This is a genomic window from Streptomyces sp. NBC_00377, assembly GCF_036075115.1.
Taxonomy (GTDB): Bacteria; Actinomycetota; Actinomycetes; order Streptomycetales; family Streptomycetaceae; genus Streptomyces.
Genome location: NZ_CP107958.1, coordinates 8,663,312 through 8,679,191 on the forward strand (window position 1 = coordinate 8,663,312; position 15,880 = coordinate 8,679,191).

Below are 15,880 nucleotides of genomic sequence, written 5' to 3' on the forward strand. Positions count from 1 at the left end.
CGGTAGGGCCGGGGGCGCCGGCCACGGGCCGCGGTCGGATCGACCGCGGCCCGCTGTCCGACGCCGGGGGAGCGGCGTCAGCCGGGGAAGCGGCCTGTGGAGCGCAACTGCCAGCGCCGCTCGGCGTATGCCAGGTCGTCACGCCACAGCCGTGCGGCGGCGGCCCGCATGAGTGGTCGCAGCGCGGGGGCCAGCGTGCGGGCCGCGGCGAACCCACGGCGGTCGGAGGCCGCCACGATCGCCTCGACGACGGCCGTCCGCGGCCTGCCCCGGTCGTCCGGACCGAGCGGGGTGGCATGCGTCTCGACCACGGAGCCCTGTCCCTCGCCCTCCGTGATGCGCATGACGACCGTGCGGGGGTCCGGCGCGGTGAACACGGCCCGGACCGGCACGACGAGCCGCCCGGCCAGCTTGAAGGAGACGTCGACCGCGAAACCCTCCTCCCCGTCCCCGTCCCCGTCCTTGTTCGCATCCGCGTCCGCGCGGCCCGTCCCCGGCGCGTCGACGACGGTCAGGTCGACGAAGGAGTACGGGTGGAACCAGGCGCCGTGCCATGGATCCAGCCGGTTGGCGACGACGTCCTCCGGTTCGCAGGTTCCCTCGCCCTGGTAGACGGCGGACAGCGCGCCCGGCAGCGAGGGCCGGACCGGCACCACCGGCGCGTCCAGCGGCGCCTCCCCGCCCACGTCGTCCAGCCGTACCCACACCAGCACACCGTCGTCGTGCGCGGGCAGCGGCTCCCAGCCCGCGAACGGCGTGCCCTTCAGTGAGAGTCCGTGCCAGTGGCACACGAGCGTGCCGCAGTGCACGGGGCTGTCCCGCAGCGGCGCGCCCAGGTGCGGGCAGACTCCGGGCCCGGCGACGAGCCGGCCCCCGGCGTCGCGCCAGACGACGACCTCCCGCCCGGCGACGGTCCGCGCGAGGGGACGATCGGCACGGATGTCACGGGTGGCGCCCATGACATACCAGTTGCCCGACGGACGTGCCTGCGCCCGCTTCAACGCCCGGGCGATCACGGCGGGCCGGGCCTCCCGCCAGGTCGGACGCTGGCGTTCCCAGCGCACCGGGCGTCTGCGCAGTGACAAGGGGAAACGCCCCCGGGGACCGGAGCCGACGGAGCGGCCGGGACGACGGCCGGGATGCTCGGAACTCACGCGACCTCCTCGTGCAGCTGCTCGGGCGAGGGCCCGGACGCCCCGGTCGGCAGCGGCAGCCGCTGCGGGCCCCGGAGCACGGCCCGCCGCACGGCGGCACGCGACCGCGTCCGTGCCGCCACCACCCGCACCAGACCGTCCGCGGCCACCGCCGCGCGGCGCCGGCGGGGAACCACGGCACGCCGGTGCACCACCGAGTACCCGTCGTCGGCCACCGCCTTCAGGATGCCCCCGTACAGCACGAAGGCCGTCCGGATGGCCGGCCGTGACACGGGGTCGAGCATCCGCAGTCCTGGCGCCGCCTCCCGGTAGACACCGCGGGTGAGGTCCTCGACCGCCCTCAGCGCCTCGGTGATGCGCCGGTCGTGGCGGCCGGTGCTCCTGCTCCAGTACAGCAGCTCGCGGTCGACGCCGTGGGCCCCCAGCAGGTCGGCGGGCAGGTAGACGCGGCCGCGGTCGAGGTCCTCGCCCACGTCCCGCAGGAAGTTGGTCAGCTGGAAGGCGACGCCCAGGGCCGCCGCCCGCGGCGCGGCCTCCCCGCGCGGGACCACCGTGCCGAGGACCGGCAGCATCTGAAGGCCGATGACGGCGGCCGAGCCGTGCATGTACTCCCGCAGATCGGCGTAGGTCGGATAGCCGGTGACGTCGAGGTCGCTGCGCATGGAGGCCATGAAGTCGCTGAAGTGACGGTGGTCGATGCCGTACCGCCGCGCCGTGTCGGCGACCGCGAGAACCACCGGGTCGGTGCTGTCCTCGCCCCGCAGTCCGCGTTCCAGTCCCGTCCGGAGGCGGGCGAGGTCCGCGGAGCGTCCGTCCGTCGTGAGGGTGGTGTCCAGGGAGTCGACGATGTCGTCCGCCCAGCGCGCGAAGCCGTACAGGGCATGCACGGCGGGCCGGCGCTCGACCGGCAGCAGCCGGGTGGCGAGGAAGTACGTCTTGCCGTGGCGGGCGTTGAGCCGTCGGCAGCGCGTGTAGGCGTCACGCAGCGCCGGGTCCGTGATGCCCGCCGCGTCGAGCTCGCGGTCGGTCATGAGGGCGTTCCTTCCGGGGTGGCCCGCGTCCTGAGCGCTGGGCGGGGCGTGCGGATCGTGCGTCCGGTGACCCGGGCCGCGGCGAGCTTGCCCGACAGCAGAACGGTCGGTACGCCCACACCCGGTGTGGTGCCGCAGCCGGCGAGCACCGCGTTCTCGGTGCCCCGGACCAGGTTGCGCGGGCGGAACGGGCCGGTCTGGGCGAAGGTGTGGGCCGCCGAGAAGGGCGTGCCGGCCGCGTGCCCCCGGGCCTGCCAGTCGGCCGGTGTCACCAGGCACTGCTCCTCGATCGCCGAGCCGATGCCGTCCAGACCGCGTTGTTCCAGTTCCTTCAGCACGCTGTCGCGGTAGCGCGGCGCGAGGTCGCTCCACTCGGCGGCGTCCGGCCCGATGTCGGAGTTGGGGCAGGGGGCGAGGATGTAGTGCAGGTGGTGACCGGGCGGGGCCAGGCCGGGATCCGTTGCCGTCGGGCGGGTGATGAGCAGGGACGGATCGCTCATCAGCTCGCCGGTGCGGGTCAGCTCGTCGAACGTGCCCCGCCAGGCCGCGCCGAACGACAGGGTGTGGTGGGCGAGCTCCGGCCAGGTCCGGTCGGTGCCGGCGTGCAGGACGACGGCCGACGGCGAGTGTCTGATTCGCAGGGGCCTGCGCGGGGCACGGCCGAGGAGGCGGTACGCGACGGGCAGGTCCGGCGTGAGGACGACCGCGTCGCACGGGATGCGGTCCTCGGTGGTCACGACGGCGGTGACGCGGTCGCCGGAGCGCTCCAGCCGGGTGACGTCCTGCCCGAAGCGCAGCTCGGCGCCCGCGTCGGCGGCGGCGTCCGCCATGGCCTGCGGCACGGCGTGCATGCCGCCGCGCGGGAAGTACACACCGGCGACGGTGTCCATGTAGGCGATGACGGCGTAGGCGGCCAGCGCCCGGGCCGGCGGCACGCCCGCGTACAGGGCCTGGAAGGAGAACACGCGGCGCAGGCGCTCGTCCTTGAGGTGGCGCCCGATGCCCGTGTCCAGCCGGCCGAAGCCGCGCAGTGCCGCGAGCCGGGCCAGGTCGGGCGTCAGCAGCTGCCAGGGGGAGTCGAAGTTGGCGTCGATGAAGTGGCGCATCTGGGCCCGGTACAGCCGCTCGAGCCAGTCGCGCAGCCGCCGGTATCCCGCGGCCTCCCCGGCGCCGGCGAACCGCCGCACCTCCGCCTCCATGGCTTCGGCGCCGGTGTGCACGTCGATGCTGCTGCCGTCGGCGAAGCGGGCCCGGTACGCCGGGTGGAGGGGGATCAGGTCGACGCGCTCGTACAGGCTGTCCCCGACCGCGGCGAACGCCTCGTCGGCGAGGTCGGGCATGGTCAGCACGGTGGGACCGGTGTCGAAGCGGTAGCCGCCGCGCACCAGGCGTCCGGCGCGGCCGCCGGGCAGCGGATCGCGTTCGACGACGGTGACCCGGCGTCCGGCGCCGAGCAGGTGCAGCGCGGCGGACAGTCCGGACAGCCCGGCGCCGACGACCACGACATGGTCCGTGCGCCCCGGGATCGTCCTGGTCATCGGGTGGCCCCCTCGGCGCCGGCGGTGAGCAGCAGTGACCCGGGCGAGCCGTTCCCGGCGTCGGACAGGCCGTCCTCGATGCGGGGCGAGCCGCGGGAGAGCCGCCCCTCGGGTGGCGCCCCGGCGGCCGAGTGCAGCAGTGCACGCAAGCGCTCACGGCCGTCCGTCTCCAGCACCGCGGTGTCCAGGTGGTGCATCCCCTGGGCGGCCAGCCGTTCGATCCTGGCCTCGACCGTCTCCCGCGCGCCGGTGGCCACGAGGACGCTCCGCACCTCGGCGAGACCGGCCTCGGACAGTTCGGCCCGGCCGAGCGAGTGCCGCAGCACCGCGAGGGCCTGGTGGTCGCCGGACGACTCGGCCCGGGCCTGCGCCACGGCGACGAGGTAGGTGGGCTTGCCCGAGCGGATGTCGCAGCCCGAGGGCTTGCCGGTCCGGCTCGCGCTGCCGAAGACGTCGTCGAGGTCGTCGCGGAGCTGGAACGCGATGCCGATGCACCGGCCGGCCGAACACAGTGCCGTGGTCGTGGCGGCGTCCGCGCCCGCCAGCGCGGCACCGAGGGCCAGCGGCCGTTCCACGGAGTACAGGGCGCTCTTGAGACAGGCGGCCCGGATCGCCCGGACCGAGGAGCGCGACGAGGTGGTCTGGCCCTGGAGGTCCAGGTACTGCCCGGCGACCATCTCCGTCCGCATGGCGCTCCACAGGCCGCGCACCCGGCGTGCGGTGTCCGGCGCCGACTCGGTCTCGGCGAGCACGTCGTCCGCCCACACCAGGGCCAGGTCCCCGGCGAGGATCGCCGCCGCCTCGCCGAAACGCGTGCCCTGATGAGAGGAGCGGGCCGCGTCGGCGTACTGGGCTTCGACGTCCGCGTGCAGGGAGGGCCGGCCGCGGCGCAGCCGGGAGCCGTCCATCACGTCGTCGTGGACCAGCGCGCAGGTCTGGATGAGTTCGAGCGCGGCGCCGACGCGCAGGGCGGCCGCCGCGGCCGGGCCCTTCCCGCCGCAGGCACGCAGGGCCCACCACACGAACTGCGACCGGGTGCGCTTGCCGCCGTCCAGGGTGAAACGGGCGACCCGGTCGGCGAGGTCGTGGGCGAACACCGGATCGAGGGCGCCGGCCCGGGCGGCGCGTTCGGCCAGAATGCGGTCGAGCACGTGTCCGACGGCTGCGGGGACGTCGTCGTCGAGGGCCCGCAGGTCGCTCACATCCGGAAGGAACGGGGCGAAGGCAGCGTCTTCCGGCCGGCTGCCGGGTGCGCCGGCGGGCCCCGTGAGGTGCGGGTGCGCACCGGGGCCGGAGGTCTGCCCGGGCCCGTGGTGCGGGCCGGGCGGCGGTCCGGCCGCATGGTGGTCCTTCGCCTCGCTGGGGCGCATCCCGGTTCCTCTCGTCAGCTCGAAAGCTCGCCTTGTGTACACGCATTCCGCGTCGACGGCGGACTCGGATGCGCCATGCGGGGGAAAGTCCGGCTGCGGCCCGTCTCCGGGCGGGGCTCACACCCGACGCGGTGGACGAGTGCCACGGCAGCGGCCCCGCTCACCTGCCGAGTTGCGCCGGCCCGCGTCCGGATCACTTCGGTGTCCACCGCGGATCGCTTTCGCGTGCGGATCGGTTCGTCTCCGTATCCGGTCCGGCCTGCTTCTGTGTGCGCTCGGGATCGCTTCCGTGTGCGGTTCGGATCGTCTCCGTAGCTGACGCGATCGTCTCCACGGCTGGCCGGCAGGCCGGGCACCCGACGGGGTGCCGCCCGCCCGTGGACCCGGGCCCCGCCCGTCTCATGGCCCCGGGCCCGCCCGGCCCCGTACTTCGGGCCCGCCCCGGCCGCAAGCAGCCGGCCGGACGGGGACGACCGCGCGGCGGGCCGTGCAGCACAAGTGCGGCGCTCGGTCACTGCCCAGCGTGGCCTGCATCCGCAAGGGCACCCGAGCGTGAATGCTTCCGACAACGCGCACGGGGCTGCGCGGAAGGAGGGAACGCTCATGCTCGACGCGGACGTGGCCATCGTGGGCGCGGGAGCCGCGGGACTGTCCCTGGCCCACCGGCTGTCGCACCGCGCGCCCGGGACGCGTCGGCTGTCGGTGCTCCTGGTGGAGGCCCCGCCCGGCCCCCTGCGGCCGCCCAGCCGGACCTGGTGCTTCTGGGAGCGCGGCCGGGGACGCTACGACGCGGCCGTGACCGCGACCTGGCAGCGGCTGCGGGTCCACACCCCGGACGGACGGGCCGTCGAGGACTGCATCGCGCCGCTGCGGTACAAGATGATCCGCTCGGACGACTTCGAGGGCCTGATCGCGCACGATCTCGCGCAGAGCGGCCAGGTCCGGCGGCTCGAGGCGACCGCCGAGACGGTCGAGGGCGTCCCCGGCGGGGCCCAGGTCCTCACCCGCACCGCCGACGGACGTGCACAGACCGTCCGCGCCCGCTGGGTGTTCGACTCGCGCCCGCTCGGCAGCCTCCCGGCGGCCCGCACCACGCTGCTCCAGCACTTCCACGGCTGGTTCGTCCGCTCCGACCGGCCGGTCTTCGACGTCGGCACGGTCGAACTCATGGACTTCCGCACGCCGCAGCCGCCGAGGGGCCTGTCCTTCGGCTACGTCCTGCCCACCGGCGACCGGCAGGCCCTCGTCGAGTACACCGAGTTCTCCCCCCAGGTCCTGTCCCCGCAGGGTTACGAGGCCGCGCTGCGCCGGTACACCGAGGACGTCCTCGGCCTCACCGGGTTCGAGGTCGTGTCGACCGAGACCGGGGTGATCCCGATGACCGACGCCCCGTTCGCCCGGCAGTCGGCCCAGTCGGTCTTCCGCATCGGTGCGGCGGGAGGCGCGACCCGCCCGTCCACCGGCTACACCTTCGCCGCCGTACAGCGCCAGACACGAGCCGTCGCCCGTGCCCTGGCGGCAGGGCGCCGCCCGCTGCCGCCACCCGCCCACTCGGCCCGCTCCCGCGCCATGGACGCGGTGATGCTGCGCGCCCTCGACAGCGGTCGGGTCGCCGGCGCCGACTTCTTCGCGCACCTCTTCACCCGGGTGCCGATGGAGCGGCTGCTGCGCTTCCTCGACGGCCGCACCCGTCTCCACGAGGACCTCTCCGTCGGGATCCGCACCCCCGTACTGCCGATGCTCCGCTCCGCCGCGGAGCTCCCCTGTCTGCCCCGCCGCCCCTTCCCCGGACCGTGACCGCCCCGCGGACGCGGTCCGTGCCCTCCTGAGGAGAACCGGATGACCCTGCTGCGCGACGCGGACCTGGCCGCCGCGTTCGACCACGCCGCCCGCAGCTACGACACGCTGGTGGCCGCCAACCCGGGCTACCACGCCCAGCTGCGCCGTTCCGCGCGCCGCCTCGGCCTGCCGGACGGCGGGCGCGGCATGCGCGTCCTCGACCTCGGCTGCGGCACCGGCGCCTCGACCGCCGCCCTCGCCGCCGTTCTCCCCGACGCCGAGATCACGGCGGTGGACGCCTCCGCCGGAATGCTGGAGCGAGCGGCCGCGAAGCCCTGGACGGACAACGTGACCTTCGTGCACGCCCCGGCGGAACAGCTGGCGCAGGCCGGCGTCGCCGGCCCGTTCGACGCCGTGTTCGCGGCCTACCTCTTCCGTAACGCGGCCGACCCGGACGGCGTGCTCGCGACCGTGCGCGACCTCCTCGGGCCGCACGGGCGGCTGGCGGTGCACGAGTACACCCTCAGCGGACGGCCCGTCCACCGCGCGGTGTGGACGGCGGTCTGCGGCGGCATCGTGCTGCCCGTGGCCACCGCCCTCGGGGACGGCGGGCTGTACCGCCACCTGTGGCGCAGCGTCGTCGGGTTCGACACCGCCGGCGAGTTCGCCGCCCGGGTCCGCTCGGCCGGGTTCGACCGGGTCAAGGTGCTGCCCCTGCCCGGCTGGCAGGCGGGCATCACCCACACCTTCGTCGCCAGGCGCGAGGTCCTCGACGCGGCCGGTGACCGGTGAGGGCCCCCGAGCGGCCCGGTGCGGCGCGGCGGGGCCGGGACCGGCGCGCCCGGATGCTGGCCCCCCGGCCGGGGGCGCCGCGGGTCGGCGGCGACCGCCCGCCGACGACCGCCGTCGTGGGCGGCGGCATCGCCGGACTGGCGGCCGCGACCGCTCTGGCGGAACGCGGGGTGCGCGTCACGCTCCACGAGCGCGGACCGGCTCTCGGCGGGCGCCTGGCCGGCTGGCCGACGCGGCTGCGCGACGGCACCACGGTGACGATGAGCCGCGGCTTCCACGCATTCTTCCGCCAGTACTACAACCTGCGCGGGTTGCTGCGGCGGACCGATCCCGGCCTCGAACGCCTCAGGGGCCTCGCCGACTACCCGCTGCGGCACAGTGCGGGACTGCACGACAGCTTCCGCCGGGTCCCGCGCACTCCGCCCTGGAGCGCCCTCGGATTCGTGGCGCTGAGCCCGACCTTCGGCCTGCGGGACCTGGTCCGGATGAACCCGGTCGCCGCCCTGCCCCTGCTCGACGTCCGGGTACCCGAGGTGTACGAGCGCCTCGACGCGGTCAGCGCCCACGACTTCCTGGAGTCGGTCCGCTTCCCGCAGGCGGCACATCACCTCGCCTTCGAGGTGTTCTCCCGCAGCTTCTTCTGCGACCCGCGGGAGCTGTCGGCGGCCGAGATGGTGCTGATGTTCCACATCTACTTCCTCGGATCCGCCGAGGGACTCCTCTTCGACGTGCCCGACGAGCCCTTCCCCGCCGCGCTCTGGGACCCCCTCACCGGCTATCTGCGGGGCCACGGCGTCGATGTGCGCACCTCCACGACCGTCGAGACCATCGCACCCACCGCGGACGGCGGCCATGTGGTCGCCACCCGGGACGGGGAGCGGCGGTACGACGCGACCGTGCTGGCCATGGACACGGCCGGCCTGCGATCCGTGGTCGGCGGGTCCCCGGAGCTGGGCGACGCCCCCTGGCGTGAGCGGGTGGCCCGGCTGCGCGAGGCGCCGCCGTTCCTGGTCTCGCGGCTCTGGCTGGACCGCCCCGTCGCCCGCGACCGCCCCGGCTTCCTGGGCACCAGCGGCTACGGGACCCTCGACAACGTCAGTGTGCTGGAGCGCTGGGAGGGCGAGGCCGCCCGCTGGTCCGCCCGCACCGGCGGCTCCGTGGTCGAACTGCACGCCTACGCCCTGCCCGAGGACGCGTCCCGCGAGGTCGAACAGAAGCGCCTGGCCGAGCAGTTGCACGCCGTCTACCCCGAGACACGCGCGGCGGCGGTCGTCGACGAGCGGCACGAGTGGCGGTCCGACTGCCCGCTGTTCCCGGTCGGCGGTTATGCCGACCGCCCGACCGTCCGCACCGCCGACCCGCACCTGGTGGTCGCCGGTGACCTGGTCCGTACGGGGCTGCCCGTGGCGCTGATGGAACGCGCGGCGACGAGCGGCTTCCTGGCCGCCAACGCCCTGCTCGAACGCTGGGGGGTCCGGGGCCAGACCCTGTGGACCGTACCCGACCGGGGCTACAGCCCCGCCCTGCGCGCACTGGCGCGGTGGGGGAGTCCCTGACGACACGGATCCCAGGGCCGGGAGAGAGCGCCGAGCACCCTTCGGGCGGGCCCGCGCCCGATGCCACCGACCGCCTTGACCTCAAGCAAACTTGAGCTCCTAGGTTCCTTCCGGAGCCGCGGGAATCACCCGCGGTGCTTCTCCAGGAGGTTCGCCGTGACCGAACGCACTGCCGGTATCGAGATCCCCGACCGCTACCACCACGCCGTGATCCCGCACATCATGGTCGACGACGCCGGCGCGGCGATCGACTTCTACCGGCGGGCGTTCGGCGCCCACGAGGACGTCAGGGTCGACGCTCCGGGCGGCGGGGTTCTGCACGCCGAGATCACGGTCGGACGCTCGGTCCTGATGCTGGGCGACGCCGGCGCGGACGGCACCGGCGCCGCCTCCTTCGCCGCGCCGGCCAGGCTCGGCGGAGGCACCTCCGTCGCCCTGCACGTCTTCGTGCCGGACGTCGACAGCCTGGCGGAGCGGGCGGAGGCCGCCGGCGCCGAGATCCTCCAGCCGCCGAAGGACATGTTCCACGGCGACCGCACCGTCGTCCTCAGGGACCCGTCGGGCCACCTCTGGGTCTTCCTCACCCACGTCGAGGACGTCTCGGCGGAGGAGCTCGGGCGCCGCCTGGCCACCGCCGGATGACGGCGGTCCGCACGCACCCCGGACCGAACCCCGCCCGAGAACGGTGTCAGGCCGCCTGTTCAGTGTTCCGTTACGTGTTTTCCCCGATGCGGTGATCTCGGCGGGTGTTCTACGATCCGGGCGCCCGGACCGCGACCGCCCGGTCCTGGTCCGGTGGGAGGCGCCGCTGCCACACGGACGAACGGTGCCACACGGACGAACGGAGCGCGTATGAGGTCCACGACCCAGACCCTGCTGTACGGCCTGCGGGCCAAAGGATGGGTGGAGCTGTTCGTGGCCGCCTCCTCCGCGGCGGGCTGCGCGGTGCTGCTGATCGTGGCAGCGGTCGGCTCCGTCTCCGCGTGGTGGTGCCTGGTCGCGGTGCCGCTGGGGGTCTTCAACGCCATCGAGGTCACCGGCTTCGTCCTCACCCGGCAGGGGCGCCTGGGAAGCGGGTCGTGACGGATCTCGGACGGCCCGGGCCCACCCCCGCGGAACTGCCCGCGGCCGTGGTGAACGTGCTTCTCGGGGACGGTGAGGTGACGCCGAAGGCCATCGGGACGACCGCCCTCGACCTGGTCCGTGCGGGCCGGCTGAGATCCGAACGGAAGGCCGACGGCACGCTGACCGTACGGCCCCTGCCCGGGGCGGACGGCCTGCGGCCGCTGCGGCCCTTCGAGGAACTGCTGATCCAACGCGTCGTCCACCGCCGCGCACCCGGAGTCGACCGCGTACCGACGGACGCCCTCGGACCGGGGGACGGCGACGCGTACTGGGTGTGGTGGCGCGGCTTCCAGCAGAGCGTCAGCGACGAGGCCATGTCCCTGGGCCTGATCCGGCCCGCGCGCAAGCGGTCCCGGGTCCTGCTGATCAGGAGCGCGGCCGTCGCGGCCTGGTTCGGGCTGCTGTCGGCCGGCCTGCTCTGGAACCGGCACGTCTTCGCGGTGATCATCACGATGTCCTTCAACGCGGTCCTCATCAGTCCGGCGCTGAGCCACCGGTTCCCGATCAGGACCCGTCCCAGGCTGACGACCGCGGGCCGCCAGGCCGCACGGTGGTGGCGGGACAACGACGCTGCTGCCGAACACCGGCTTCCCCGGAGCCAGGTGGGGGCCGAGGGCCCCGAGTCGGCGCTGCCCGTGCGGGAGGCGCGCCGGATCTGGTCCTCGTACGGCAGGTCGTGGCACGTCGTCGACACCGCGCCGCTGGAACAACCGCGCTGGGGCCATCTGTGGCAACTCGTGCTCCTGGCCGTCGGCGCCTGCGCCGCCACGCTCACGCTGGCCCTGACCGTGCACCTCCCCCACGGCGCGGCACTCGACGCGAGCCCCGCCCTGGTCGGCGCGATCGCCGCGGCTCTCTGGCTGCCCGCCCGCCGCCGGGTCCTGGCGGTCCCCGACGAGTCGACCTTCCGCGGTGCCGTCATCGCCCGCTGGGACTACAGCACCAGCTACGACGATCCGCCGACCCGTGTCACGCACTACTGCTGTTCCCTCGAGGACCCGGCGGCACAGCGGGCATGGTCGTTCCAGGTGAACGAGTGGCGCCGGTCGCTGTTCTCCGACGAGACGAACCCCGCGCTCGCGGACCGGTTCCGGGTGGGGGACGTCGTCGACGTCCACTGTAGTCCCCGCAGGCGCAGGGTGTACCGGATCAGTGTGGCCGAGGCCGTGCCACGGTGACGCGGACCGGCACCCGCGCGGGTCAGGCCGTACCGCCGGCCCTCACGCCCTGGCGCGTGATCAGGACGGCCAGGGCCGAGCGGGACGGCACGGACGCCTTGCGGTAGACGGACGACAGATGCGTCTCGACCGTGCGCGTGCTGAGGTGCAGCCGGGCGGCGATGGCCTGGTTGCCGAGGCCCTCGGCCACGAGCCCGGCGATCTCGAGCTCACGTCGTGTCAGATCGGCCAGCTCCGGCGGCAGCACGGCGGTGTCCGCGACGACCTGAGGGCGGATCAGTGCGGCCAGGTCCACCAGCAGCCGGGCCCCGCCGTCGTCCGCGACGCGGTGGGCCCGCCGCCACATCGCGGCAGCCCGCGTCCCGTGCCCGGCACGTGCGACGAGGGGCGCGGCACGCAGCAGGCAGTACGCCTCCCACAGGGTCTGGCCGCCGCGGGCGTACTCCCGCGTCGCCGCGTCGAGGAGGCGTACGGCCTTGACGACGTCGCCGTGGTGCTCGGCGAGGGCTGCTTCGGCGCGCAGCGCGGCCGCGCGCTGGCCGCCGAGGCCCAGCCGTTTCGCCTCGCGAGCCGCCTGGACGGCCCACCGGCCGGCCTGGGCGGGGTCGCCCGCGGCGAGGGCGGTGCCCACCAGCGTGTCCAGCTGGCCCGGCCGGATCGACGGCTGAAGCAGCGGAAGTTCGGAGCCCCCGCCGGCGGTCACGATGGCCTCCCGGGCGCGGTGCGGGTCCCCGCTCACGAAGGCCGCGTGGCCGAGCATGCACCAGGCCAGGGCGGCCCACCAGCCGTGGCTGCCGCCCGCCGCGGCGACGGCCTCCTCGCCGGTGGCCAGCGCGCTGCCGTCGCCCAGCGGGCGGCCCAGGAGGAGCGCCAGCGTCTTGATGGCGAGGGTGAACGCGAGCAGCTCGCTGCTGCCGGCGGCGCGGGCTATGGCCTCGGCCTCTTCGGCCGCCTCCAGCGCGGCGGGCAGACGGCAGGTGTGGAGACAGACGAAGGCCCGGTTGGTCAGCAGATGGGGCAGGACGTGGAGTTGTCCGCTGCGCCGGGCGATGTCCAGACCGCGGGCGATGTGCCGTTCCGCATCGGTGTAGCGCTCCAGCAGTGCTTCCGCCCAGGCCAGCCAGACCAGCGGCTCGCACAGCTCGGTGAGGTCGGGGTCGGTGAGCGCGTCGGTGAGGGCGCGGGCGGCGTCGGCGAACCCCGCGGCGGTCTCCGTGTGGCCCTCGTACGCCTCGCCGAGGGCGGCCAGGGCCAGGGCGGCCGCCTCTCCGGGGGCGTTCCCGTCGGCCCGGGCGACGGTGACGGCCCGGGCGACCTCCGCGCGGGCCTGCGGGTAGGACGCGGTCAGCAGGGCGGACATGCCGAGGGCGAGCCTGAGGGAGACGTCCTGCCCGGGGGGCGGGCCCGGCGTACGCGACAGTTCCCGGCGCAGCAGGGCCGTGGCCTCCGGTGAGTGACCGAGGTGGCGTTCCATCACGGCGCACTGCGCGATGGCCTCGGCACGCAGGTCGGCGTGACGGTCGCCCGACGCCTCGATCAGCCGGTGGAGCAGGTCGCGGCTCTCGGCGAGCGCACCGCTGAGGCCCAGGGCGCGGGCCCGCGCCAGGGCCAGTTCGCCGCGCCGCCGGGTGTGTTCGGGTGTCCGGGGCAGGTGTCTGAGGACGGCGTCCAGCAGGTGGGCGGCGGTGGCCGGCGCGGTGGACGCGAACTCTTCGGCGGCCTCGCCGAGCACGGCGGCGGCGCCGGGATCCCAGCCGGTGAGCGAGCGCTCGACGTGGTGGGCGCGCTCGGCCGCGGGGGCACCCATGCGGCCCAGTTCCCGCGCTGCGTCCCGGTGCAGACCGGCACGCCGCACGGGCGAGATGTTCTCGTACACCAGGGCACGGACCACTGGATGGCGCAGTGCCCAGCAGTCGCCCGGCCCCGGGCGCAGGACGTCGCGTGCCGCGAGGGCGTCGGTGTGCTGCGCGACCGCGGGGGCCGCGAGGTCCGTCAGCAGGGTCAGCATCCCGGTCGTCGCCTGGTCGCCGATTACGGCCACCGCTTCGACGAGACGGAGCTGCGGCTCGTCGAGCGCGGTCAGCTCGTCGAGCAGCAGCGCGGCAAGACCGCTCGGGACGTCGGCCGGGCGGAAGCCGCCCGCAGGCGTGCCGGTGTGGCTCAGCGGTGCGCCGCTGCGGTACGCGTGCAGCAGGGCGCGCAGGTAAAGGGGGTTGCCCTCGCCGGCCGCGTACAGCTGCCCTGCCCTGGCCGCGGGCAGGTCGGCGGCCAGGGCCCGGACGGACTCCTGCTCGGGGAGCGGCCCCAGCGGCAGATGGAGGACGGCGCCCTCGTCGATGCCGCGCGTGAGCGCCGCGGTGAGCGAGGTCGGCGTCTGGCGGGCGCGGCGCGCCACGACCAGCAGCACGCGGCCGCGCGGAGGATGGCGGATCAGGTGGTCCACGAGTTCGCGGGAGGCGGGGTCCGCCCAGTGCAGGTCGTCCAGGGCCAGCACGACGCCGGGGTCGCCCAGCCGGGTCAGGAGCGCCGTGAGCGCGTGCCGCGGGCCGAAGCGGGCCGTGACACCGCCGGCGGGCGCGTCCCCGGATCCGTGCGGCGTCGGGCCGGGCTCGGCACGAAGGGAGACGGAGGCGGCCGTCTCGAACGGCGCGTCGGCGAGCGCGTCGGTGAACACCTGGAACGGCACGTGCTGTTCGTACTCGGTGGCCCTGCCCCGCAGCACGGTGAAGCCGGCCCGCCGGGCCCGCGCGCACGCCTCGACGAGCAGGCGGCTCTTTCCGATGCCGGGTTCCCCGGAGAGGTCGACGACCGACACGGCCCCGGTCCCTCCCAGGCCCGCGAGGACGGCGTCGAACCGGGCCAGCTCCGCGGATCTCCCCACCAGTTGTTCCACGTCCCCCGCCCCTCACCGATGTCCCGCCCACCCCGTGAACGATCACTGTTCCTCCGTCACCCTACGGTCGGGCGCCGACAACCGGCCGTGCGAGACGCGCGAACCCGGTGATCACCGGAGGTCCGGACGACGACATGCCCTACGGCGTTTCGAGAGGCACACAGTGCAGGATTGCGGTGCTCGCCCGGGGACCGACGCGTCGTGCGGCCGCCGGGGAGGTCACTTCGACACGGGAACTTCTCTTCCCCGACTCTTACGGTCCCGGGAGCGGTCCCGGGAGTGATCGAGTCCGGGGACGCCGCTCGCCGGACCGGCCGGCGGGTGAGTCTGCGATCCTTCTCCTCATGAGCACACCACCGGACGGATTGCCTGTCTACCGCGTCCTGACCGGCCCGGACGATGCCGCGTTCTGCCGACGTGTGAGCGAAGCGATCGCACTCGGCTACGCACTGCACGAAGGCCCCGCCGTCACGTTCGACGGTGAGACCGTCATCATTGCCCAGGCCCTGGTCTGGCCGGCACTGCCCTAGCGACCGCGACCGCCGCGGCGGCGACCGGACTCGACCGCCGCCTTGTTCATTTGCGGAGCCAGAACCCGGACCGCTCCAGCCACAGCGCAAGCAGCCGCTCGTCCCCGTACACCTCGACGGTCGCGTCCGCCGGGGTGCGGCGGCCGTACAGGAGCAGAACGAGGTCGGTGAGCGGGGCGCGCACCGCCACCGCGGCCTTTGCGTGTGCGTGGCTCCAGGTGATCGGCTCCCCCGTGAGGTCCACCAGCCATTCGGCGCGGTGGGCGTCACCGGCGTGCAGATGCAGCGTGCGGCCGGGACCGGTCAGCGGCAGGGCGTCGGGCCCGGCCGCCTCCAGGACCCGGGGCAGCGCACCGAAGCCCATCCATTCGTCCAGGGCGTCCCGGGCCAGATCCTCGCTCACGGCGAAGGGGGCGTCCGAGACGAGGGCTGCGTCGGCGGCGTGCAGGGTCGTCTCGTGGGTCATCCGGCGGGCCCAGAAGCGTGCGGTGCCGTTCGGGGCGACCGTCCACACCGGAGCGTCGGGCCCGGCCTCCCGCAGCGCACCGGTCAGCTCCGCGACGCCCTCGGCGAGCCAGGCGTCCAGGGCGGCGGGGGTCTGCGGACCGGGCGAGAAGACATCGTCGACCAGGTCGTGGGGGACCGGTGCGGTGGCCCGGGTGCGGACGATCCGCGCCGCCCAGCGGTGGGTGCCGCCGACGTGCCGGGCCAGTTCGGTGAGGGACCACCCGGGGCAGGTGGGAACGGGGGTGGCCGCCGGGCCTCGCCCGGCGGAGCGGACGGCCGCGCGCAACTCGTCGGCCCGCGAGGTGATTTCGGCGCAGTACGCGTCATAGGTCACGGCATCCACCCGGACACCCTAGGCCAGGCCCCGCCTCCGTGTCCGGGGCCGCGTCCTTTCGTGACGGGCCGGAGCGGGTCGCGATCCGGGCCG

13 protein-coding genes are annotated in these 15,880 nt (G+C 75.0%); 7 read left to right on the forward strand and 6 right to left on the reverse strand.

The window, feature by feature from the left end; all coding sequences use genetic code 11:
* Positions 1–77 precede the first annotated feature (77 nt).
* From OHS71_RS38505 to OHS71_RS38520, 4 genes are read right to left on the reverse strand one after another with little or no spacing between them, the layout of a single operon-like run.
* A complete protein-coding gene (locus OHS71_RS38505; RefSeq protein WP_328483952.1) occupies positions 78–1,154 on the reverse strand; it encodes a DUF5914 domain-containing protein in 1,077 nt (358 codons plus the stop codon).
* Positions 1,151–2,185 (reverse strand): phytoene/squalene synthase family protein, encoded by a 1,035-nt coding sequence (locus OHS71_RS38510; protein ID WP_328483953.1) that lies wholly within the window; start codon positions 2,183–2,185, stop codon positions 1,151–1,153. Before OHS71_RS38510 ends, OHS71_RS38505 begins: the two co-directional genes overlap by 4 nt.
* Entirely contained in the window at positions 2,182–3,723 is a 1,542-nt protein-coding gene (locus tag OHS71_RS38515) for a phytoene desaturase (RefSeq protein ID WP_328483954.1), read from the reverse strand. The genes OHS71_RS38510 and OHS71_RS38515 overlap by 4 nt, the downstream gene beginning before the upstream one ends.
* Positions 3,720–5,093 carry a polyprenyl synthetase family protein gene (locus OHS71_RS38520; protein WP_328483955.1) on the reverse strand — a complete coding sequence of 458 codons (1,374 nt, stop codon included), beginning with the start codon at positions 5,091–5,093 and terminating at the stop codon, positions 3,720–3,722. The genes OHS71_RS38515 and OHS71_RS38520 overlap by 4 nt, the downstream gene beginning before the upstream one ends.
* Positions 5,094–5,696: 603 nt before the next feature.
* On the opposite strand from OHS71_RS38520, the gene OHS71_RS38525 reads away from it, so the two are divergent.
* The 6 genes from OHS71_RS38525 (at position 5,697) to OHS71_RS38550 (ending at position 11,523) form a co-directional block, all read left to right on the forward strand.
* Positions 5,697–6,890 carry a lycopene cyclase family protein gene (locus OHS71_RS38525; protein WP_328483956.1) on the forward strand — a complete coding sequence of 398 codons (1,194 nt, stop codon included), beginning with the start codon at positions 5,697–5,699 and terminating at the stop codon, positions 6,888–6,890.
* Positions 6,891–6,932: 42 nt separating this feature from the next.
* Positions 6,933–7,664: a methyltransferase domain-containing protein gene (locus tag OHS71_RS38530; protein WP_328483957.1), complete on the forward strand. Its 732-nt coding sequence runs from the start codon at positions 6,933–6,935 to the stop codon at positions 7,662–7,664.
* Positions 7,665–7,717: 53 nt separating this feature from the next.
* Positions 7,718–9,220, forward strand: coding sequence for an FAD-dependent oxidoreductase (locus OHS71_RS38535; protein ID WP_328483958.1), 1,503 nt, complete (start codon positions 7,718–7,720; stop codon positions 9,218–9,220).
* 156 nt (positions 9,221–9,376) lie between these two features.
* The gene (locus tag OHS71_RS38540; RefSeq protein WP_328483959.1) at positions 9,377–9,862 is read left to right on the forward strand and encodes a VOC family protein; all 486 of its coding nucleotides are present in this window, start codon (positions 9,377–9,379) and stop codon (positions 9,860–9,862) included.
* 210 nt (positions 9,863–10,072) lie between these two features.
* Complete coding sequence (locus tag OHS71_RS38545) at positions 10,073–10,303, forward strand: hypothetical protein (RefSeq protein WP_328483960.1); 231 nt, start codon at positions 10,073–10,075, stop codon at positions 10,301–10,303.
* Positions 10,300–11,523, forward strand: coding sequence for a hypothetical protein (locus OHS71_RS38550; RefSeq protein WP_328483961.1), 1,224 nt, complete (start codon positions 10,300–10,302; stop codon positions 11,521–11,523). The genes OHS71_RS38545 and OHS71_RS38550 overlap by 4 nt, the downstream gene beginning before the upstream one ends.
* Positions 11,524–11,545: 22 nt before the next feature.
* Here the strand turns inward: OHS71_RS38550 and OHS71_RS38555 are convergent, their stop codons facing one another.
* Positions 11,546–14,416, reverse strand: coding sequence for a helix-turn-helix transcriptional regulator (locus OHS71_RS38555; RefSeq protein ID WP_328483962.1), 2,871 nt, complete (start codon positions 14,414–14,416; stop codon positions 11,546–11,548).
* Positions 14,417–14,760: 344 nt separating this feature from the next.
* Here OHS71_RS38555 and OHS71_RS38560 point away from each other — a divergent pair, with 344 nt between their 5' ends.
* Positions 14,761–14,946 (forward strand): DUF1737 domain-containing protein, encoded by a 186-nt coding sequence (locus OHS71_RS38560; protein ID WP_328483963.1) that lies wholly within the window; start codon positions 14,761–14,763, stop codon positions 14,944–14,946.
* 46 nt (positions 14,947–14,992) lie between these two features.
* Here the strand turns inward: OHS71_RS38560 and OHS71_RS38565 are convergent, their stop codons facing one another.
* Positions 14,993–15,796 carry a maleylpyruvate isomerase family mycothiol-dependent enzyme gene (locus OHS71_RS38565; protein ID WP_328483964.1) on the reverse strand — a complete coding sequence of 268 codons (804 nt, stop codon included), beginning with the start codon at positions 15,794–15,796 and terminating at the stop codon, positions 14,993–14,995.
* Between the last annotated feature and the right edge of the window lie 84 nt (positions 15,797–15,880).

Excerpts from the sequence above, each read along its gene's own strand:
- OHS71_RS38510 (WP_328483953.1), bottom strand. The coding sequence starts at position 2,185 with ATGACCGACCGCGAGCTCGACGCGGCGGGCATCACGGACCCGGCGCTG.
- OHS71_RS38515 (WP_328483954.1), bottom strand. The coding sequence starts at position 3,723 with ATGACCAGGACGATCCCGGGGCGCACGGACCATGTCGTGGTCGTCGGC.
- OHS71_RS38520 (WP_328483955.1), bottom strand. The coding sequence starts at position 5,093 with ATGCGCCCCAGCGAGGCGAAGGACCACCATGCGGCCGGACCGCCGCCC.
- OHS71_RS38525 (WP_328483956.1), top strand. The coding sequence starts at position 5,697 with ATGCTCGACGCGGACGTGGCCATCGTGGGCGCGGGAGCCGCGGGACTG.
- OHS71_RS38530 (WP_328483957.1), top strand. The coding sequence starts at position 6,933 with ATGACCCTGCTGCGCGACGCGGACCTGGCCGCCGCGTTCGACCACGCC.
- OHS71_RS38535 (WP_328483958.1), top strand. The coding sequence starts at position 7,718 with ATGCTGGCCCCCCGGCCGGGGGCGCCGCGGGTCGGCGGCGACCGCCCG.
- OHS71_RS38545 (WP_328483960.1), top strand. The coding sequence starts at position 10,073 with ATGAGGTCCACGACCCAGACCCTGCTGTACGGCCTGCGGGCCAAAGGA.
- OHS71_RS38560 (WP_328483963.1), top strand. The coding sequence starts at position 14,761 with ATGAGCACACCACCGGACGGATTGCCTGTCTACCGCGTCCTGACCGGC.